Here is a 20,452-nt window from a genome sequence, read left to right as displayed (position 1 = left end):
CGGAGAAGTGGGGGCCTGTCGATACGAGATATGAGTGAGAGACCTGGGTGATAACCCTGAGCGATGACCTGATCGAGAGAGACGAGCGATGAGCAATGCACTGAGCGATGCAATGACCCATGCCGACTGGCAGCGTCTGGCCAGCGAGCTGAGGATCGAGACCCGCGCCTTCATCGACGATGCCTTCGTCGACGCGCAGAGCGGCGAGACCTTCGCCAGCATCAATCCGGCCACCGGCGACACCCTCGCCGAGGTCGCCAGCTGCGATGCCGCCGACGCCGAGAAAGCAGTGGCCCGGGCGCGGCGTGCCTTCGACGAGGGGGAGTGGTCGCGGCGCTCGCCCGGGGCGCGCAAGGCGGTGCTGCTGCGCTTCGCCGAGCTGATGCAGACGCACAAGCAGGAGCTGGCGCTGCTCGATACCCTCGACATGGGCAAGCCGATCGGCAGTTCTCTAGGGGACATGGGGGGCGCCATTGCCTGCCTGCGCCATCATGCCGAGTCGATCGACAAGCTCTACGGCGAAGTCGCCCCCACCGGCGATGATGCGCTGGGGCTGGTGCTGCGCGAGCCGCTCGGTGTCGTCGCCTCGATCGTGCCGTGGAACTTCCCGCTGATGATGACCGCGTGGAAAATCGCCCCGGCCTTGGCCGCCGGCAACAGCGTGATCTTGAAGCCTTCGGAGAAATCGCCGCTGTCGGCGCTGCGTCTGGCGGTGCTGGCACGCGAGGCCGGGCTGCCTGCTGGCGTCTTTCAGGTGCTGCCCGGCTTCGGCCACACCGTGGGCAAGGCGCTGGCACTGTCGATGGGCGTCGACTGCCTCGCCTTCACCGGCTCCACTGCGGTGGGCAAGCAGCTGATGCAGTACGCCGGCCAGTCCAATCTCAAGCGTGTCTATCTCGAATGCGGCGGCAAGAGCCCCAATCTGGTCTTCGCCGACTGCAAGGATCTCGACGCCGTAGCTCGTCACGCCGCCGAGGCAATCTTCCACAACCAGGGCGAAGTATGTATCGCGGCCTCCCGGCTGCTGGTGGAAAATCGCATCCGCGAGACCTTCGTCGACAAGCTGCTGGCGGCCGCCGAGCACATGCAGCCGGGCGATCCGCTCGATCCGGCGAGCTTCATGGGCGCGATGGTCGATCATACCCAGTATCAACGCGTGCTCGACTACATCCGCCGCGGTGTCGAAGAGGGCGCAACCCTGCGCAGCGGGGGCAGCGCCAAGGAGGGGCCGGGGCTGTTCATTCCGCCGACGATCTTCGACGGCGTCTCGCCGAGCATGGCGATTGGCCGCGAGGAGATCTTCGGCCCGGTGCTCTCGGTATTCGGTTTCGACACCGAAGAAGAAGCGATCGCACTGGCCAACGACAGTGACTACGGCCTGGCGGCGGGCGTCTGGAGCCAGGATATCGACCGCATCATGCGCGTCTCGCGGCGATTGCAGTCGGGTCAGGTCTACGTCAACAACTGGGCTGGCATGGATCAGACCGTGCCCTTCGGTGGCGTCAAGCAGTCGGGCAACGGGCGCGACAAGTCCCACCACTCGCTGGAGGAGTACTCCGATCTCAAGACCGTCTGGATCTCCTTGGCCCCTTGAACTGGACCTCCTCGATCCTTTGATCTGGATCTCCTCGATTCCTTGAAAGGGAGGGTGGGCTCGGCTCGGTACGCGTCGGGCCGAGCTTCATGCTGCGGTGCGTCCCTTACCCGTCGCTGCCTGGGATGCTCCAGGCCGCTGATCGAGGCGGGGTGCTGACGATGTAGGCAAACTCCAGCATGCCGGCGGCCCGCGCGGTGCGCCGTAAAGACGGTGCGCCGACAGCGGATGTCGCATCCGGTGACGTTTTACCCAGGCTAAAGCCAAGGTGAGAAATTATGCGCGCGCGCATGACGGACTTTCATAGGAAAGGCCGCCGGCGCTGGGGTATCATCGCGCCACGTTTTCATGATCGGAGTCCGCCGGGCGCGGGTCCGATCGTCCCCTCCCCGAGCCGAGGATACCCGCCGATGTTCACGCGAGACATGCAGATTGCCGGATTCGACGATGCCCTGTGGAAAGCGATGCAGCAGGAAGTCGCGCGCCAGGAAGCGCACATCGAACTGATCGCTTCCGAGAACTACGCCAGCCCGCGCGTGATGCAGGCGCAGGGCGCGCAGCTGACCAACAAGTACGCGGAAGGCTATCCCGGCAAGCGTTACTACGGCGGCTGCGAGCACGTCGACGTGATCGAGCAGATGGCGATCGACTACGCCAAGGAGCTGTTCGGCGCGAGCTACGCAAACGTTCAGCCGCACTCCGGTTCCCAGGCCAACGGTGCCGTGTTCCAGGCGCTGGTCAAACCGGGCGATACCATCCTCGGCATGAGCCTCGACGCTGGCGGTCACCTGACCCATGGCGCCAAGCCGAGCTTCTCTGGCAAGCACTACAACGCGGTGCAGTACGGTATCGACGAGAGCGGCCGGATCGATTACGACGAAGTCGCCAAGCTGGCCAAGGAACACCAGCCGAAGATGATCATCGCCGGCTTCTCGGCTTACTCCCAGATCATCGACTGGGCCAAGTTCCGCGAAATCGCCGACAGCGTAGGTGCCTACCTGCTGGTCGACATGGCGCACGTCGCCGGTCTGGTCGCCGCTGGCGTCTACCCCAGCCCGCTGGCCCATGCCCACGTGGTCACCACCACCACGCACAAGACCCTGCGCGGTCCGCGCGGCGGCCTGATCCTCTCCGCCGAGAATGACGCCGAGATCGAGAAGAAGCTGCAGGCTGCGGTCTTCCCCGGCGGCCAGGGCGGCCCGCTGATGCACGTCATCGCGGCCAAGGCGGTCTGCTTCAAGGAGGCCATGGACCCCGAGTTCAAGAGCTACCAGCAGCAGGTGGTCAAGAACGCTCAGGCGATGGCCGGCGTGTTCATCGAGCGCGGCTATGAAGTCGTCTCCGGTGGCACCGAAGACCATCTGTTCCTGCTCTCGCTGGTCAAGCAGGGTCTGACCGGCAAGGACGCCGATGCCGCGTTGGGTCGCGCGCACATCACCGTCAACAAGAACGCCGTGCCCAATGACCCGCAGAGCCCGTTCGTCACCTCCGGACTGCGCATCGGCACCCCGGCAGTGACCACCCGCGGCTTCGGTGAGGCCGAGTGCAGCGATCTCGCCGGCTGGATCTGCGATATCCTCGACGCCATGCAGCAGGGCGACTCGAGCGAAGCCGAGAACGCGGTCAAGGGCCAGGTCGAAGCCGTCTGCGGCCGGCTGCCGGTGTATCGTTGAGTTGACTTGACTCGGCAGAGCGCCGGGTCGATGATCTGAGAGAAGTGGGGCGCCGCCATGCGGCGCTCCATTTTTTTGTGTCTAATTTTTCGATCGGTGGTGAGTGTGAATAGCCTCGCGCCCCGTAAGAATCCAGGTGCTTGAGGAGCGCTCAGAAAGGCTCGCGAGTTCGCCTGCTCACATTTGATAATGTGCTCTGATCGTTATCTGTACAGATGAAGGATGAAGATAGCCTCCACCTGCAGGCGCCAGTAGGGATTCTGGCTTCGCGTGTGCTACTTGTTCGACGACACAAGCTATTTCCGTTAACATTCAGTTCCATATGACCCGGTGCTGGCAGGAGGTTGGAAGCGAGTCGGCAACAGCCAGTGGAGCATCTCTGGAAAAGGCTGAATTAAAATGTGTTTAACTTATCTTTAAATTATAATTTTTTGTATTAGTTGGATTGTTCAAGGGTTGTTTTAGCCTGTAGGTTGTAGCAACTTATGTTCTGGGTGGTGTCTTTTGCCACTCAATGGCGGTAGCGTGCTTGATGAATTTAACTTTAGCCTTTGGAGATTTATACTATGAAAGCACCAACGCCTTCCCTTCATGACTCAGAGCGCAGCGACGACATATCACCAGTGGACTTGATGGTTATTTTGGTGCGTCGCAGGCGGGTTGTAATAGCTATGTTTGTTGGCATGTTGGTCGTGTTGCTGCTTTTCGTGTTTCTCAGAAAACCTATTTACCAATACACCTCCTCGTACGAACTGGCCAGTTACGTTAATCAGTCGGGCGAATTGTTGGGCTTGGAATCGCCTAATAATGTCTTGGCAAAAATGAAAAACATCTACCTTATTCAAGGAGTCAGAGAATTCCTGGATAGTAAAAGCTTGAAGGAGCTGCCGTTTTCGCTAACTGTATCCAATCCAAAGGATACATTGTTGGTGAATGTCGAGTCTAAAGCGACCGATGATCAGAAGAGCCTGGTGTCCGATCTGCATAATCTTGTTTTGAATCGTCTAGCAGACGACCAAAAAAGGCGGGTGGATAAATATCGGGAAATGCTAAGCCAACAGCTCAAGGATGTCGAGAATGCGCTAGCAGTGGTGCAGAAATCAGGAAGTCCGAACGCTAATGAATTAATCTCCGAGTATTTCACGAGGGCATCGAGTTTACGTGGAAAAATAGAGAGTGTGGAAAAGGGGGGGTTAATCAACGAACTTTCCGAAGCTTGGAAAGGATTAATGCCAGCCGGTTGCTGACGATCGCGCTAGGCGTTCCTTTTATTCTTATTTTAGCCATGCTGATAGGTTCTTGATGGAGTTTTTTGCGGCGGTTAAACGACATCTCGACAACGCATGAACTTTGGTGTTGTTTTGAAATTCGATAAAGAAGGTTTGTATTGTGATGTTACCATTGCCTGAAAATGGATGGGTCTAGATGCTTCTGCGGCAATATTAAAAGTACCTAATCAAAATGGAGTTTTGCAGGCGGTTCTGCTTTTTTTGACCCGGGTGCACTAAGTAATGGTCGTTTTTCTTGAGTTGCTTTTTTTGACTTGAGTTTGATTAGTTTAGGTTGAATGACATCTATAACCCTTTGTGAATTAGACTCTCTTCCTCCCTCTGGAGACTTGAATGAAGGTTTCTGATATAAGTGGTCGCTTTTGGTTGATGCTGAAGACCGATATAGGAATGGATTTTCTAAAGACCCTATTTGCACGTGCAATAGCCGCGATTGGCTCGCTACTACTAGGCGTAACGCTGGGGCGGCTCTACGGCGCCGATGGTGTCGGAGTTTTTGCCTTGGCTCAAAGTGTTTTGTTTGGCGCCGGTATCTTGACGCGTTTTGGAATGGATAATGCATTGATGCGCTATGCTGGTAGGGAGCATAATAGCGTGCAAGGTTTTTATTACTTTGTCTGGGCAGCAAAATATTCGCTTGCTGCTGCCTTGATAGTGGCATGTTTACTGCTCCTCTTAAACTCCATTATAGCAGGATTTTTCTCAAGCCCCTCTCTAGGCTCTCTATTACTATATATCGCATTTGCTGTGCCACCTTTTACGGCGAATTATCTCCTTGCAGGCTATTTCAAGGGCGTCAGGCGTCCTGCATCAGCGTGTTTTCTGGAAAGTGGCTATATTTCTCTAGTGGCAGCCCTGTTTTTGATTTTCTATAGCCTTTGCTTTGGGAACGCTGAAATAGGACAAGCAGGTGTTGCCCTGTCTCTAGCAACGTGGTTGGTTTTTTTTCAAGGCTGTGTTGTGCTTTTTTTTCAACAAAAAAGTTACGCGGATTCAAATAGAAACGTACTTGGTAACAAGCCCGATGATCCTCGGGGGTTTCTTAATACTTCTCGGGCCTTTTTTGATGAGCTTGGCTGAGTTTATGCAGAACGTGCTTGTAGTATTTGTTGCGGCCTTTTTCCTGAATAGTCACGATTTGGGTTTGTTTAAGGCGGCCGAACGCTCCGCTCTATTGATAGGTTTTGTTTTGATGTTGATTGCGGCTATTTTTCCGCCTCGTTTTTCTGCGCTTTACCACAATAATGAGCATGACCGCCTGATAAGGTTAGCACGACAAAGTGCGTTCTTGGGGGCTGCACTATCGGTACCGATGTTGTTAATTTGTTTGTTTTTTCCCGATGTGGTGCTATCACTTTTTGGTTCTGGGTTTAGTGATGCGGCTCCTTATCTTCGCCTACTGGCTTTGGCGCAAACTATTAATGTTAGTACCGCTGCAGTTGGGTTCTTACTCAATATGACAGGCCATGAAGGCTTAATGCGAAATATAGCACTGATTTGTACTGGGGTTGGTGTTCTGACATTTGTTGTTAGCATTCCTACCATGGGGGCGTTAGGGGCAGCACTATCGTTAAGTATGGTGCTTGTGTTACAAAATTTAGTTGCACTCTTTTTTGTCAAACGGCGTCTGGGGTTTTGGCTTTATCCAGAGTGGCCTTTTCATTCACCATTAGCAAGAGCAGCTAAAAGATGACCGACCAAATCGGGGAGGAGCGGAACTCGTTACAAGATCGTATCTTTATAGTTAGTGTCGTGCTCATCACTGCCCTTCCGTCAGGTTCACTGGCGGGCTTTCCTTTGAAATATGTTCTACTATCAGTCGTGATGTTCTATTTCGTGATGAGCGTAAAGCGCCTGTCAATATCATTGAGCGCGCATCTGATCGGTATCTCTGGGTTTCTAATTCTGTATGCGATCTATGGATATGCTGAATTCTCACGCTATGCTATAAATGAACTGATTTTGTCACTGGGCGCCGTCGGCTTGGGACTTCTTGTCACGCATATTGTTTATGCGCGGGGGTTTGGAAAACAGAGAGTGCTTACAATCTACAAGGCCTCTGTACTACTTTTGGCCGGAGTGAAGCTGGTTGTCATGGCGCTTTATCTTATTTCGCCGGGTTACGATGCCTTTGTCGAAGAATTTGTCGCGAGTTACGAAAACATCACTGGTGCAAGTTTTTTAACGATGCCTCTTCCTCTTGGACTGGTTAGAATTTATATGCAGGCTGATTTAATTGCAGCGCTACTTCCTTTGGCTGTTGTCTTGCTTCGTACGAAAAATCGTATTACTTCCAGTGATCGTGCAATGGTGGTTGTAGCGATGTTCGTCGTTCTAATCGGTTTTTCTCGCTATAACATGGTGTGTTATGGTCTCTGCCTATTTGTGTTTTGTCTGGCAGATAAGAAAGGTGTTTGGTTTAAAATCCTCCTTTTTTGTATGGTGTTGTTTTCTTCTTTTCTGTTGTTTGATTCTTTGAGGGAGTTTGTCGAGGTTCGTTTTTTTTCAACTCAGAACGATGTTTCTGACGAAGTCCGGTTCTCTCAAACGGTAGTGCTTATTAACTATTTTGAGAAGGCGCCCCTCTTTGGTCATGGCCTGGGGGCTTTTAGCACAGAGATGATACGCTCCACGACCGCTCCTTTTTCTTATGAGCAGCAGTTGCTATCTTTTTTACCGAAATTTGGTGTTTTTGGCTTCTTAATGTTTTTGTCTTACGTATATATAGCTATAAAGATTGTCGCTTCCCGACAATACTATCTTGTCATGTACTTGGCGCTGTTCGTTTCTGCGTCATTTTTCAATCCGTATTTCTTTAGCTCTAATATGCTGGTAGTTTATCTTTTGATATACTATCTATGCTTCTACGATGCGGTTAGGGTTGTGTGATGAGGTCGATTGTTCCTGCTAGTTTTTGTCAGGATGGGATGCTGTAAATTATAATCAATCTTTGATATTATAAAATACACTGCAAGCAGCGACGCTGAAGCGTGCTTGTGCTCTATCAGCTTCTTGAAGAGAGGTTTTCTTGAAAGCCTATTGTGTGATCGTAGCCTATCAGCCCGATGTTGCTCGACTTAGAGTGATGGTTGATGTCCTAAAAAATCATGGTGTCAACGTTGTTGTTGTGGATAATTCTGAGTCACCAGTTGAACTCCATTTAGGCGTCGATGCCGAAGTTATTTGTTTGAACAGAAATGTTGGCATTGCTGCGGCCCAAAATATTGGCATTCGTCGTGCTTTGGATAGCGGCTGCGAAGCCGTCGTGTTTTTTGATCAAGATAGTTCAATTAGCGCTAAGCTACTGACAACTTTACTGGCTAAACTGGCTGGAGGCGAAAAACGGGTCGTGGCGCCTGTCTTTTTTGATGAGAAAGGTGGGTTTGAGTATCCTGCCATTCTTATCAGTCGATGGGGGTGGCGTAAGAAAGTGTATCCTTCAACATCGAATAAACCGGTGTCTGTCGATATAGTGATTTCCTCGGGAAGTGGGGTAAGTCGGGCTGCATTAGAAACTGTTGGGTTTATGGATGAAACGTTGTTCATTGATTATGTGGATACTGAGTGGTGCTTGCGTGCAAAATCCCTTGGTGTGCCTGTCGAAGTTTTGCCCGAAGCCAAAATGCTGCATTCGATTGGTGATGCTTCAATCAATTTAATTATTGTGCGCGTTCCTGTTCATAGTGCTTTTCGACGTTACTATCGTGTTCGAAATTCATTCTTTTTGTTACGCATGCCCCATGTTCCGAAGTTGTTGGCACTGCGCGAAATCATATACGCCTTTATTCATCAGGCGGTTATAATGTTGTTTGTTTCTGGGCGTGGCAAATACTTGCACTATTTCTTGCGGGCGCTTAACGACGGGGTGCGTGGTAAACGGGGGAAGATGAAATGACTCTACAGTCATCTTCGCAAGGGTCTAGGGCACTTCTCGTCGTTCCTAGTTTTAACGACGTTCGTTGTCTGGAGCGTTTGCTAGACAGCCTGCCGGCAGAGTTTCCCCTTTTTGTCATTGACTCTTCTTCGAGTGACGGTACTCAAGAACTGCTGGCTGAGAGACAAGTCGATTACGAGGTCATTCCTCAGCGTGAATTCAATCATGGTGGCACGAGACAGAAAGCTGTCGTAGATCGCCCCGGCTATGAATTTTATGTCTATTTGACTCAGGATGCCTATTTGGTCGAACCCTCAGCTATTAGTAAGCTGCTGGCCTATTTTGATGATAAGGAGGTAGGGGCCGTATGTGGGAGGCAATTACCCCATCTCGATGCCAATCCTCTAGCAAAGCATGCGAGGCTTTTCAACTATCCTGTAGATAGCGAAATCAAATCCCTTGAGGATGCTGCTTGGTTGGGGCTTAAAGTCGCATTTATGTCTAACTCTTTCGCTGCGTATCGCGTCGAGGCGTTGACTGAGGTTGGGGGCTTTCCGGGCGATGTCATCGTCGCGGAAGATATGTTTGTGGCTGCACGCATGCTCCAATCTGGCTGGAAAGTGGCTTATGCTGGAGATGCTTGCTGCCGCCATTCTCATAACTACAGACCTATTGAGGAGTTTCGCCGTTACTTCGATACGGGAGTCTTTCATATTTGTCAGCCATGGATTCAGGAGAACTGGGGGGGGCCAGCGGAGAGGGGCGACGCTTTGTAACGTCGGAATGGCATTATCTGTTGAAAAAGCACCTGAACTGGCTGCCCGTGTCACTGTTTTCAACGGTGATGAAGTTTGCAGGTTATTGCCTTGGTAAGAAATATAATTACTTGCCTGTGTCGGTCAGAAAATACTGTAGCATGCACAAGGGCTTTTGGAAGCGCTGATTTGACATTATGCCCATGTCAAATGCGCTAAGGGAGATATTGTTCCATATGAGTTATCATGATAGGCGTTCATTACAAGGATTCGACGCTTACACGACATCGTTGGCTAGGTTGCTAGATCTTGCCATCATGATGCTGGGGGGATGGGTGGCCTATGCCTTACGCTTTGGGGCTATTACTATGCCCGAGCATTTTTTTGGGCACTACCACTTGGTGCCTTGGTTATGTTACTGGTATTGCCAGGGCTGAATGTTTATCAGACTTGGCGTGGGCGCGTGCGTGGTTTACTTGTATTGCGTCTATTATTTGGTTATTTTCTCATTGGCGCTATGCTCGCGTTAGTCATGTTTCTCTCGCAATTAGGGACTCATTTTTCCAGATTGTGGGTCATCCTCTGGATCGCGGGAGCTTGCTTCGCTTCGATTGTGTACGTGTCGCGGCATATCCGATTGTCAATCGGTTGCGTAAAAACGGTAGAAACCGACGTAACGTGATGCTGATCGGGGATGCTCATTCGTGCGCCACTGCTGTTGCTCATCTGCGACGGCACCCAGAGTCTGGTTTTGATGCAACTCGGCTGCTGATTATTGATAATGACGTTTTTGATGAACTAGAGTCGTTATCTTACGAGCGTTACCGTGTTGGCGACTTTATTGCTCATGAAGAAGCTGAGGTCTGGATCTGTTTGCCCTTATCTAAAGGAGACGTTGTTAAGTCTATTCTGTCTTCGCTCAGCCTGTCGACTGGAAACGTAAGATATATGCCTAATTTGACCGACTTTCGTCTTATTAATCATAATGTCTCCAACTTGGCTGGGCTTTTTTTGCTGGACTTGACTTGTTCCCCTATGTCGTCTGGCGGTGCGCGTCTGCTGAAGCGTCTGGAAGATATTTTGTTTTCAATAATGATCTTATTGGTGTTGAGTCCAGTGATGTTGGTGGTGGCACTAGGGGTGCGTTTGTCCTCACCGGGTCCTGTTTTTTATCGGCAAGAGAGAGTGGGCCTAAATGGTTTGCCTTTTATGATGCTGAAGTTTCGTTCCATGCCTGTCGATGCCGAAAACCAAGGGGTGAGTTGGGGTGGGGCTCGAGCAAAAAAGGTTACTCCTTTTGGAACTTTTATCCGTCGTTTTAGCCTCGATGAACTGCCTCAGCTGCTGAATGTACTGAAGGGTGATATGTCAATAGTCGGCCCTCGACCCGAGCGAACGATTTTTGTTGAGCAGTTCAAGCACGAGATTCCTGGATACATGCAAAAGCATATGGTCAAGGCGGGTATTACGGGGTGGGCGCAGATCAATGGCTGGAGGGGTGACACTGATCTGGCCAAGCGTATAGAGTATGACCTCTGGTATGTCGAAAACTGGTCGATTTGGTTGGACGTCAAGATTGTGTTTCTCACAATATTCAAAGGCTTTTTCAGCCAAAATGCTTACTGACTGATATCTCTATGCAAATACTAGTAACTGGTGGTGCCGGATATATTGGCTCGCATACGCTGATCGAATTGCTCGAGCATAACTATCGTCTCGTCGTTATTGATAATTTTGTCAATAGTCATCTGGAGGCACTAAGACGAGTGCAAGAAGTTACCGGGCGCTCATTGACCTTAGTCGAGGGCGATATCAACGATGCTGCTAAGCTCGACGCTGTATTTTCCGAGCACTCGATAGACGCCGTCATACATTTTGCTGGTCTTAAGGCTGTTAGCGAAAGCGTATTACAACCACTGCCCTACTATCGAAATAATGTTGCCGGTACAGTGACTCTTTGTGAAGCAATGGCTCGTGCAGGTGTTCATCGTCTGGTGTTCAGCTCGTCGGCCACTGTATATGGAGAGAGTGCTCCTGTGCCTTATCACGAGGCACTGCCGCGTGGGCGGGTTGCACAACCCTACGGCAGTACCAAGGCAGTTGCCGAGCAGCTCCTTGAGGATCTCTGCCGCGCTGACCCCCGTTGGTCCGTAGTGTTATTGCGTTATTTTAATCCTATAGGAGCCCATCAATCCGGTCAGATCGGAGAAGATCCACTGGGAACTCCCAATAATCTCATGCCGTATGTGGTTCAGGTTGCTGCGCAAAGACTCGAAAGGTTGTCCATATTTGGATGTGATTATCCTACATTGGATGGCACCTGTGTCCGAGATTATCTGCACGTCATGGATTTGGCCGAAGGCCACCGTCGGGCCCTCGATTGTCTCGCCGCACCCGGTTGCTTTGCCTATAATCTGGGGGCCGGTCGAGGGTATAGCGTACTGGAAGTGGTCGAAACTTTTATTCAAACAAATGATGTGCCGGTACCTTATCAATTCGTGCCGCGGCGCCTCGGTGATTTGCCTGCCTTTTGGGCGAATACCGACAAGGCTGAACGCGAGCTGGGGTGGCGTGCTCGACGAGAGATTTACCCACCATGTTAGCGGATGCTTGGCGGTGGCAGTGCAAAAACCCACATGGCTATCGGTCATGACTTCTAGTGGCTTTGAGGTCAAGCTGTTTTGGTGTTTTTCCTTGAATGATAAAATTGCAAAGCGTTCGTAGACGTGACTTGATTGTAAGGGGACTTCGGGTTTTTAAATGTTTTTTTTTGGGTGCTTCGAAAAAAGACTTTTTCGGAGTGGGCTGAGTATTAAGTTGGCTCTGTCGGGCAAGTTATGATGACATAAACCTTGGCCGTAGCTTTTCGTCGCCACGTATTCTCCCTACACTAGTGGCGCTTCCATCGACAGGTATGTTTATGAAAATTCTGTTAACAGGCGGTGCTGGGTTCATCGGCTCGGCGGTCATTCGCCATGTGATTGATGACACGTGGCATAGTGTCGTCAATGTCGACAAGCTTACCTATGCGGGCAATCTGGCTTCCCTGGGTGAGGTCAGCGATAGCTCACGCTATGCGTTCGAGCAGGTCGATATCTGCGATGCGGATGCCCTGCGCGGCGTGTTCGAGCGTCATCGGCCCGATGCCGTCATGCATCTGGCGGCGGAGTCTCATGTGGATCGCTCGATCCACGGTCCGGCCGACTTCATCCAGACCAATCTGGTGGGGACCGGGGTATTGCTGGAAGTGGCCAGGAGCTACTTCGAGACGTTGACGGAGGAAGGGCGTCAGGCGTTTCGCTTCCACCACGTCTCCACCGATGAGGTATATGGCGATCTCGAAGGCCCGGGTGGGTTGTTTACTGAATCAACGCCTTATGCTCCCAGTTCACCTTATTCGGCGAGCAAGGCCGGTTCCGATCATCTGGTGCGGGCCTGGCACCGCACCTTTGGCCTGCCGGTGCTGGTGACCAACTGCTCGAATAATTACGGTCCCTATCACTTTCCCGAGAAGCTGATCCCTTTGATGATCCTCAATGCTCGTGCGGGCAAGCCGTTGCCCGTCTACGGCGATGGCAGCCAGGTGCGAGACTGGCTGTATGTCGAGGACCATGCACGAGCGCTGATTACGGTGCTCGAGTCGGGTGTGATCGGAGAGACCTATAACATCGGCGGACACAACGAGCACCGTAATCTCGATGTGGTCGAGCGTATCTGTGCCCTGCTCGAGGAGCTCGCCCCTGAGCACCCGGTCGGTGTGGCGTCCTATGCTGACCTGATCACCTACGTCAAGGATCGCCCGGGCCATGATCTGCGCTATGCCATCGATGCTGGCAAGATTTCACGCGAGCTTGGTTGGCAGCCGCGTGAGACATTCGACTCCGGCCTGCGCAAGACCGTGCAGTGGTATCTGGAGAATGAGAGCTGGATAGAGGGTGTCACTAGCGGTTCGTATCGCGAGTGGACGACGCACCATTACGGCTCGAACTGAGTAGAACTAGGACAAAGACCATGAAGCGCAAAGGTATCATTCTCGCCGGAGGTTCCGGTACTCGCCTCCACCCGGTCACGATATCGATCTCGAAGCAATTGCTGCCAGTCTATGACAAGCCGATGATCTATTATCCCCTGTCGACGCTGATGCTGGCAGGGATCGACGAAATTTTGATCATCTCCACGCCTCAGGATACGCCGCGTTTCGAGCAACTGTTAGGTAATGGCCATCAATGGGCATCTCGCTTGAGTACGCCGTGCAGGCGTCTCCGGACGGTCTGGCGCAAGCCTTCATTATCGCGGAGGCGTTTCTCGGCGGTGCGCCGAGCTGTCTGGTACTAGGTGACAATATTTTTATGGTCATGATTTTCAGCCGCTATTGAACAATGCCGCGGCTCGGCCCCAGGGTGCCAGTGTCTTCGCCTATCACGTACATGATCCCGAGCGTTATGGGTGTCGTCGATTTCGATGCCGAGGGGCGTGCGACGTCTCTCGAAGAGAAGCCATCCGAGCCCAAGTCATCCTTCGCGGTCACTGGGCTCTATTTCTATGACAGCGATGTCGTTGAGATGGCAAAAGCGCTTAAACCTTCCGCACGAGGTGAGCTGGAGATTACCGACATCAATCGGCTCTATCTCGAGCGTGGTGACCTCAGCGTCGAGATCATGGGGCGAGGTTTTGCCTGGCTCGATACCGGCACTCATGAATCGCTGATGGAAGCATCGCATTTCGTTGCCACTCTGGAGCATCGTCAAGGATTGAAGCTTTGCTGCCCAGAAGAGATAGCCTGGCGGCATGGATGGATCGACGATGACCAATTGCTGACGTTGGCCGAGCCTCTGGCCAAGAGCAGTTATGGTCAGTATCTGCGCCGAGTGGTGAAAGAGCGAGGGGTTTATCGATGAAAGCTGTGGCGACTGTTCTGCCTGAAGTCATGATTCTGGAGCCGAAGGTCTTCGGCGACGCGCGTGGCTTCTTCATGGAGAGCTTCAATCGCGAGGCCTTCGAAAAAGCCACCGGTTGTCAGCGTGATTTCGTGCAGGACAACCACTCCCGTTCGCGTCGAGGCGTGCTGCGCGGTTTGCACTACCAGCTCGAGCAACCCCAGGGCAAGCTGGTGCGCGTAACTCATGGCCGTGTCTTCGACGTCGCCGTCGATCTACGCCGCTCTTCGCCCCGTTTCGGCCAGTGGGTGGGTGTGGAAATTTCCTCCGACAACCATCGCCAGCTATGGGTGCCCGAAGGCTTTGGCCACGGTTTCGTGGTGCTCTCCGAGAGCGCGGATTTTCTCTACAAGACGACCGACTATTATCATCCAGCGTCAGAGCGCTGCATCCGTTACGACGATCCCGAGCTTGGCATCGAATGGCCTGACGTCGCCGATCTCACGCTCTCAGACAAGGATCTTGCCGGCGCTTCACTGCGCGAGGCGGAGGTCTTCGCATGAGTGAAGCGGCACTGGATTATCTGATTCTGGGTGCCAACGGCCAGGTCGGGCGCGAACTGGCACGGGCCATGCAGCCCTTCGGTCGTGGGCTCGTCCTGGGGCGTCAGGAGTGCGATTTGGCCGAGCCGGGCGCCGTAGCCGCGACGGTGTCACGCCATGCGCCGGGCGTGGTGATCAACGCCACGGCTTATACTGCGGTCGATCGCGCGGAGAGCGAGCCGGCACTGGCCAGACGTATCAATACCGAAGCCGTGGCGGAGCTGGCCGCTGTCTGTGCCGAGCGCATATCCCGCTGGTGCACTACTCCACGGATTATGTTTTTGCCGGCGAGGGCGACATGCCCTATCGACCCGACGATGCGACAGCGCCGGCATCGGTCTACGGCCAGACCAAGCGCGAGGGTGAGCTGGCTATCATTGGGTCGGGCGCCAAGGCGCTAGTGCTGCGGACCAGTTGGGTCTATGCCGCGCATGGGCACAATTTCGTCAAGACCATGCTGCGCTTGGCCAACGAGCGTGACCAACTGCGTATCATCGCCGACCAGATCGGGGCTCCGACCTGGGCCGCTACCATTGCCGATGTCACCGCGCTGGCGCTGCACGGTTGGCGCCGTGAGGGTTGGCCCGAGCAGATGGCGGGCATTTACCATCTGACGGCTAGCGGTGCGACCAGTTGGCACGGTTTCGCCGAGGCAGTCTTCGATGAAGCCATCGTCCACGGGCTGCTCGATCCTGCCCGACGGCCGGCGACCGAGGCCATCGCTTCCCGCGATTATCCGCAACCGGCGCCGCGGCCGCATAACTCGCGACTGGAAACCGCCTCGCTGAGCGCGACTTTCGATGTCGTTTTGCCCCCATGGCGGGAATCTCTGAGTCGCTGTATCAGGGCCCTCGCTGGCTGAAGGACATATCTTCGGTCGCGCCCAAGGCGTCGATCTTTACCACTGCGCGCCGCCGAGGTTTTCATCTCGGCGGCGCGCTGCTTTTACGCCTTCTCTTCGGGCTTGGCGTAGCGCCAGCGCCAGTAATGGGTCACCAGACCGCCGACGACCAGGTTGTGCACGTAGACCCCGGTCCAGAACGAGTCGTAGGACTCGAACTGATTGACGATGATCCAGTAGACGAAGAAGGCCACGCCGAACAGGGCGATGTCATTGGGCATGACTCCGCCGCGCCAGGCCAGCCAGGTCGCGCGTCCGACCCAGAATGTCAGTGCTGCGATCACTGACACGCCCAGCAGGCCGTAGGCTACCCAGATCTCGATGAAGAAGTTGTGTAGATGTCCGAAGTTCTGTTTGACCATCTCCGGCAGCCAGGGCGTGTGGTCGATCACCAGGCTGCGCCCCTCGCCGGCCCAGCCCACCAGCGGGCGCTCCGCGATCCATTGAAAAGCCGCTATCCAGCTATGGATTCGGATACCGATGCTCGAATAGGGCACGGCGTCCAGATTGCCGTGGGCGAGCTGATAGATGACAGAGGACTCAGCGGTGATACGTTCGATCAGTACGCCGCCGAAGAGCCATACAGCGACCAGAGCCAGCAGGCTGCCCAGCGCCAGGCCGACCAGGAGCGGTCGTAGCACGCGCTGGCCGGTGCCGCGCCACCGCGCCCAGGCCAGCATGATGATGCCGGCGAACGGTAGGGCGACGACCAGCGCCAGCCACACCGCGCGGGTCTGGCCGATGGCGATGGCCGTGACGCACAGGGCCATCGCCAGTATCCAGATCATTATGCGCCACAGCACCCAAATGCCGGCCGGCATGATCAGTCGCCTGGCGAAGATCACCAGGCCGAGAAAGGCGACCCCGAACAGCATCGAACCGTGCTGTTGGTTGCGAATGCCGAAACCGACACGTTCACCCTCCAGGCCACGCAGCCATTCGCCTGGGCCGGCAAGCAGCACGGCGAGGAGGAAGCCGAGCAGGGCCAGCATCCACAGCCAAAGCGTATTGCGGGTGCTGCCGCCCAGCCACCAGGCGACCGCGGTGAAGATGAATAGCTTGGCCAGACGGTCGACCTGCGGATTGTCCGCGATCCATTGCGGATGATGGTAATAGCCGAAAGTCCAGGAGATGACTTGCACCACGATCGCGGCCAGCAGTAACCATAGCGCAGCGGAGCGGCGCATCGTCTTTCCGTAGACGAGTATGGCGATGAGACCCAGCAACGCTGACAAGGTACCCGTCTTACTACCAAGATGATCCATCACTATGCCCAGAAAGGCGTAAGCCCAGATACAGGCGACGCCCACAACCCACAAGCCGCGGGGACACTGCCAAGAGCGAGGAGACTCCCAAAGCGGAGGTCGATGCGTCATGGATCTCGTTATCCTCGAAAAATGGTGAGGGCGGCGATACTAAACGTATTTCATCCGCCGTTACAGTTGCCGATGACCGCTCCCGGGACAGCGATCCCTCAGCCGCTCAATTCGTGTCAATGCTGGTATTCGTTCGCCAGACGTGATCCTTGAGGCTTCCTTCCTACAACTTTGGTCTTGTTCATGACCATGGTCTAAGAGCATTATCCTTTGGCATGTCTGAGGCTATGTCGGACATAGTGTCCAGTGAGTTGAACATCCATGCCGACTGACGTGCAAACCGCCGGAGCCGCCGCGGCTCGGGAACCCCGGGCCGACATCGCCGACGCCCTGGCGGCATCGATCTTCGGCGGTGAGTACGCCAGCGGCGAGATGATCCCGCGCGAGATCGATCTCTGCACGCGCTTCGGGGTCAGCCGCAGCACCGTACGCAGCGCGCTGCAGAAACTGGTGAATGCCGGTCTGGTCACGCGTATCTCGGGGCAGGGCACACGGGTGCGCGAGCTGGCCGCTTGGCATCTGCTCGACCCTCAGGTGAGTGCCTGGATGGCGCGCTACGCGCGGCCTAACCCCCAACTGCAGCGTGAGGTCTTTGCCTTTCGCGTGGCGGTAGAGCCGTTCGTCGCCGGGCTGGCGGCGACCCACGCCACCGCCGCCGATCTGCTGGCGATCGAAAGCGCGCATGCGGGCATGCTGGCGGCGTTGGAGGCGCCGGATCTTTGCTGGCAGGGGATGAGCCACGACGACTACGACGTCGCTTTCCACGAAGCGGTCTTCGCGGCCTCGCACAATCTCATCTGGGCGCAGATCTCGCACGTGCTCAAGCCCGCCATTGCCATGATCGTCGCCCGCTCCAATCACAGTGCCGGCGAGCTCGACGACAGCATGGCGCGCCATGCCCGGGTGCTGGAGGCGATTCGCTTGCGCCAGCCGGAGGAGGCCGTCGAGGCCGCACGGGCGGTGCTCGAGCGCACCGGTCGCGATCTCGGCATGGAGGAACTGGTGCAACATCCCCGCGTGATCGGCCTGCCGCAGGCCTCGTCCTGACGCTCGTGGGGCAGCTGGAGACGTCCCGCGTCTGCACATTTCAGTACACTGACTTAGCGAATAGGTGAGCCGTGAAGATTACCCGTTTGAAGACCTGGCAGGTGCCGCCGCGCTGGCTGTTTCTCAAGATCGAGACCGACGAAGGCTGCTACGGCTGGGGCGAGCCGGTGGTCGAGGGGCGTGCCGCGACCGTCGAGGCGGCGGTGCATGAACTCGCCGACTACCTGGTCGGTCAGGACCCGCACCGTATCGAGCATCTGTGGAATACCCTGTACCGCGCCGGGTTCTATCGCGGTGGCCCGATCCTGATGAGCGCCATCGCTGGTATCGACCAGGCGCTGTGGGATCTGAAGGGGCGCGATCTGGGTGTGCCCGTACACCAGCTGCTCGGCGGCCAGGTGCGCGATCGCATGCGCATGTATGCCTGGACCGGCGGTGACAAGCCGAGTGATGTCGGCGCTGGCGCCAAGGCACTGGTCGAGAAGGGTTTCACCGCGTTCAAGATGAACGGCACCGCCGAGATGGCGATCGTCGATTCGCATGCTAAGGTCGATGAGGCGGTGGCCCGGGTGGCCGAGGCGCGCGATGCCGTCGGCCCCGATGTGGGCATCGGCATCGACTTCCACGGGCGTGTCCATCGGCCCATGGCCAAGGCGCTGCTGCGCGAACTCGAGCCCTATCACCCGATGTTCGTCGAAGAGCCGGTGCTGCCCGAGCACCTGCCCAGCCTCAAGCATATCGCCGGCGGCCTAGGCTATCCGCTCGCCACCGGTGAACGCCTGCACACCCGCTATCAGTTCCGCGATCTGCTCGCCGAGGGCATGGTCGATATCGTGCAGCCGGATCTCTCCCACTGCGGTGGGATCAGTGAAGGCATGAAGATCGCCACCCTGGCCTCGTGCTTCGACGTCGCCCTGGCCCCGCACTGCCCGCTGGGGCCGCTGACCCTGGCGGCTTCACTGCATGTGGACGCGGTCAACCACAATGCGTTCATCCAGGAGCAGAGCATGGGCATTCACTATAACCAGGGCAACGATGTGCTCGACTACCTGGTGGACAAGTCCGCGCTATCGATTCATGACGGCTTCTGTGCGATCCCCGACGGCCCGGGGCTGGGGGTGGAGATCGACGAGGCGTTCGTCGAGGAGCGCGCCAAGATCGGGCATCGCTGGCGCAATCCGGTATGGACGCACGAGGATGGCTCCATCGCCGAGTGGTGACGGAGCGCCGTGTAGGCGGCGCTCCCGGTCTTCCGTCTGCCCGGCAGGCGGTCCGCGGTGGATCGGCGTTTCGTCAGGGGTGTCAGCTTGTGGCGGCCCGGTTCTCCTTGCGCTCGACGTTGACCAGCGGATGGCGCTCGAGGTGGGGCAGGGCCAGGCCATCCTCCGTGAACAGGTGCGCGCGGGTGGGGGCGAAGCCGAAACGCACGCTGTCGCGCACGCGGTGGGAGACCTCGCCGTCGGTGACCAGAATCCACTCTTCGCCGAAGCACTGCACGTAGAGCGAGGTGACCCCGCCGAGACGCTCGATGACCACGATCTCGCCCGTCAGCGGGCCGTTGTCATCCAGAACCAGGTGTTCAGGGCGGATGCCCAGAGTGGCAATGTCGCCGGCCTGGCAGCCGCTGCCGTCCACCGGTATACGTGATTCGCCACCGCCGGGCAGGCGCACCAGGACGCCCTGGGGGTCGACGTCGTGTACCTCGACGTCGGTGAAGTTCATCTTCGGCGAGCCGATGAAGCCGGCGACGAAGCGGTTGCGCGGATGGTGATAGAGCGCCATCGGCGAGCCTACCTGCTCGACGATGCCGCCCTGCAGCACCACGATCTTGTCGGCCATGGTCATGGCCTCGATCTGATCGTGGGTGACGTAGATCATGGTGGCGTCGAGCTCTTCATGTAGGCGCGCCAGCTCGATGCGCATCTGCACCCGCAGGGCGGCGTCGAGATTCGACAGCGGCTCGTCGAACAGAAAGATGCTGGGGTTGCGCACGATCGCGCGGCCGATCGCTACGCGCTGACGCTGGCCGCCGGAGAGCGCCTTGGGCTTGCGTTCGAGCAGGTTCTCGAGCTGCAGGATGCGCGCCGCTTCTAGCACTTTCTGACGGCGTTGCTCCTTGTCCACGCCGGCCAGGCGCAGGCTGAAGCCCATGTTGTCCTCGACGGTCATGTGCGGGTAGAGCGCATAGCTCTGGAACACCATCGCCAGGCCGCGTTCGGCCGGGCCGACCTCGTTCATGCGCTGGCCGTCGATCAGTATGTCGCCGCTGGAGACGCTCTCCAGCCCGGCGATCATACGCAACAGGGTCGACTTGCCGCAGCCGGGGGGCCGACGAAGACCACGAACTCGCGATCCTTGACCTCCAGGTCGACGCCCTTGATCACTTGCGTGCCGGCGAAGTCCTTGACGATGTCGTTGAGTTGTAGCGTTGCCATGGTGGTTTCCTGATGGCCATGGGCGCCGT

At 55.8% G+C, this 20,452-nt stretch carries 14 protein-coding genes and 4 pseudogenes; 16 read left to right on the top strand and 2 right to left on the bottom strand.

Annotated features, from left to right (window positions below):
- Positions 1–88: 88 nt before the first annotated feature.
- The 14 genes and pseudogenes from CN538_RS01935 to rfbD all read left to right on the top strand — a co-directional run bounded on the left by CN538_RS01935 (position 89) and on the right by rfbD (position 15,526).
- A complete protein-coding gene (locus tag CN538_RS01935; RefSeq protein ID WP_106418379.1) occupies positions 89–1,594 on the top strand; it encodes an aldehyde dehydrogenase in 1,506 nt (501 codons plus the stop codon).
- 410 nt (positions 1,595–2,004) lie between these two features.
- Entirely contained in the window at positions 2,005–3,267 is a 1,263-nt protein-coding gene (gene glyA, locus CN538_RS01930; protein WP_106418378.1) for a serine hydroxymethyltransferase, read from the top strand.
- 566 nt (positions 3,268–3,833) lie between these two features.
- Positions 3,834–4,514, top strand: coding sequence for a hypothetical protein (locus CN538_RS19710; RefSeq protein ID WP_129591273.1), 681 nt, complete (start codon positions 3,834–3,836; stop codon positions 4,512–4,514).
- 375 nt (positions 4,515–4,889) lie between these two features.
- Complete coding sequence (locus tag CN538_RS01925) at positions 4,890–5,636, top strand: lipopolysaccharide biosynthesis protein (RefSeq protein WP_106418377.1); 747 nt, start codon at positions 4,890–4,892, stop codon at positions 5,634–5,636.
- On the top strand, positions 5,623–6,249 hold the full coding sequence (locus tag CN538_RS19705; protein ID WP_164999480.1) for a lipopolysaccharide biosynthesis protein: 627 nt from the start codon (positions 5,623–5,625) through the stop codon (positions 6,247–6,249). The genes CN538_RS01925 and CN538_RS19705 overlap by 14 nt, the downstream gene beginning before the upstream one ends.
- Positions 6,246–7,445: an O-antigen ligase family protein gene (locus CN538_RS01920; protein ID WP_106418376.1), complete on the top strand. Its 1,200-nt coding sequence runs from the start codon at positions 6,246–6,248 to the stop codon at positions 7,443–7,445. The genes CN538_RS19705 and CN538_RS01920 overlap by 4 nt, the downstream gene beginning before the upstream one ends.
- 139 nt (positions 7,446–7,584) lie before the next feature.
- On the top strand, positions 7,585–8,451 hold the full coding sequence (locus tag CN538_RS01915; protein ID WP_129591271.1) for a glycosyltransferase family 2 protein: 867 nt from the start codon (positions 7,585–7,587) through the stop codon (positions 8,449–8,451).
- Positions 8,448–9,206, top strand: a complete 759-nt coding sequence (locus CN538_RS01910; protein ID WP_242495476.1) for a glycosyltransferase — start codon at positions 8,448–8,450, stop codon at positions 9,204–9,206. Before CN538_RS01915 ends, CN538_RS01910 begins: the two co-directional genes overlap by 4 nt.
- Positions 9,207–9,516: 310 nt before the next feature.
- Positions 9,517–10,811 (top strand): annotated as a pseudogene (locus tag CN538_RS01905) (undecaprenyl-phosphate glucose phosphotransferase).
- Between the two features lie 11 nt (positions 10,812–10,822).
- Positions 10,823–11,788, top strand: coding sequence for a UDP-glucose 4-epimerase GalE (gene galE / locus CN538_RS01900; protein ID WP_340638225.1), 966 nt, complete (start codon positions 10,823–10,825; stop codon positions 11,786–11,788).
- Between the two features lie 317 nt (positions 11,789–12,105).
- Positions 12,106–13,176 carry a dTDP-glucose 4,6-dehydratase gene (gene rfbB / locus CN538_RS01895; protein ID WP_106418373.1) on the top strand — a complete coding sequence of 357 codons (1,071 nt, stop codon included), beginning with the start codon at positions 12,106–12,108 and terminating at the stop codon, positions 13,174–13,176.
- 20 nt (positions 13,177–13,196) lie between these two features.
- Positions 13,197–14,083 (top strand): annotated as a pseudogene (gene rfbA, locus CN538_RS01890) (glucose-1-phosphate thymidylyltransferase RfbA).
- Entirely contained in the window at positions 14,080–14,625 is a 546-nt protein-coding gene (rfbC, locus tag CN538_RS01885; protein WP_106418372.1) for a dTDP-4-dehydrorhamnose 3,5-epimerase, read from the top strand. The pseudogene rfbA and the gene rfbC overlap by 4 nt, the downstream one beginning before the upstream one ends.
- A pseudogene (gene rfbD / locus CN538_RS25855) lies at positions 14,622–15,526 on the top strand (dTDP-4-dehydrorhamnose reductase). The gene rfbC and the pseudogene rfbD overlap by 4 nt, the downstream one beginning before the upstream one ends.
- 83 nt (positions 15,527–15,609) lie before the next feature.
- Here the strand turns inward: rfbD and CN538_RS01875 are convergent.
- The gene (locus CN538_RS01875) at positions 15,610–16,752 is read right to left on the bottom strand and encodes an O-antigen ligase family protein (RefSeq protein WP_242495474.1); all 1,143 of its coding nucleotides are present in this window, start codon (positions 16,750–16,752) and stop codon (positions 15,610–15,612) included.
- A gap of 462 nt (positions 16,753–17,214) precedes the next feature.
- On the opposite strand from CN538_RS01875, the gene CN538_RS01870 reads away from it, so the two are divergent.
- Both CN538_RS01870 and dgoD read left to right on the top strand, forming a co-directional pair.
- Positions 17,215–17,988: a FadR/GntR family transcriptional regulator gene (locus CN538_RS01870; protein WP_242495473.1), complete on the top strand. Its 774-nt coding sequence runs from the start codon at positions 17,215–17,217 to the stop codon at positions 17,986–17,988.
- Between the two features lie 71 nt (positions 17,989–18,059).
- Positions 18,060–19,208 carry a galactonate dehydratase gene (gene dgoD, locus CN538_RS01865; RefSeq protein ID WP_106418370.1) on the top strand — a complete coding sequence of 383 codons (1,149 nt, stop codon included), beginning with the start codon at positions 18,060–18,062 and terminating at the stop codon, positions 19,206–19,208.
- 82 nt (positions 19,209–19,290) lie between these two features.
- Here the strand turns inward: dgoD and CN538_RS01860 are convergent.
- A pseudogene (locus CN538_RS01860) lies at positions 19,291–20,423 on the bottom strand (ABC transporter ATP-binding protein).
- Positions 20,424–20,452 lie beyond the last annotated feature (29 nt).

The organism is Salinicola tamaricis, assembly GCF_003006155.1.
GTDB classification, from domain to species: Bacteria; Pseudomonadota; Gammaproteobacteria; order Pseudomonadales; family Halomonadaceae; genus Salinicola; species Salinicola tamaricis.
Note: the sequence above shows the minus strand (reverse complement) of the source record. Positions and strands in the feature narration are given on the sequence as shown.

Bases quoted from the DNA above. Each gene is read 5' to 3' on its own strand.
- CN538_RS01935 (WP_106418379.1), top strand. From the start codon at position 89: ATGAGCAATGCACTGAGCGATGCAATGACCCATGCCGACTGGCAGCGT.
- glyA (WP_106418378.1), top strand. From the start codon at position 2,005: ATGTTCACGCGAGACATGCAGATTGCCGGATTCGACGATGCCCTGTGG.
- CN538_RS19710 (WP_129591273.1), top strand. From the start codon at position 3,834: ATGAAAGCACCAACGCCTTCCCTTCATGACTCAGAGCGCAGCGACGAC.
- CN538_RS01925 (WP_106418377.1), top strand. From the start codon at position 4,890: ATGAAGGTTTCTGATATAAGTGGTCGCTTTTGGTTGATGCTGAAGACC.
- CN538_RS19705 (WP_164999480.1), top strand. From the start codon at position 5,623: ATGAGCTTGGCTGAGTTTATGCAGAACGTGCTTGTAGTATTTGTTGCG.
- CN538_RS01920 (WP_106418376.1), top strand. From the start codon at position 6,246: ATGACCGACCAAATCGGGGAGGAGCGGAACTCGTTACAAGATCGTATC.
- CN538_RS01910 (WP_242495476.1), top strand. From the start codon at position 8,448: ATGACTCTACAGTCATCTTCGCAAGGGTCTAGGGCACTTCTCGTCGTT.
- galE (WP_340638225.1), top strand. From the start codon at position 10,823: ATGCAAATACTAGTAACTGGTGGTGCCGGATATATTGGCTCGCATACG.
- rfbB (WP_106418373.1), top strand. From the start codon at position 12,106: ATGAAAATTCTGTTAACAGGCGGTGCTGGGTTCATCGGCTCGGCGGTC.
- rfbC (WP_106418372.1), top strand. From the start codon at position 14,080: ATGAAAGCTGTGGCGACTGTTCTGCCTGAAGTCATGATTCTGGAGCCG.
- CN538_RS01875 (WP_242495474.1), bottom strand. From the start codon at position 16,752: ATGCGCCGCTCCGCTGCGCTATGGTTACTGCTGGCCGCGATCGTGGTG.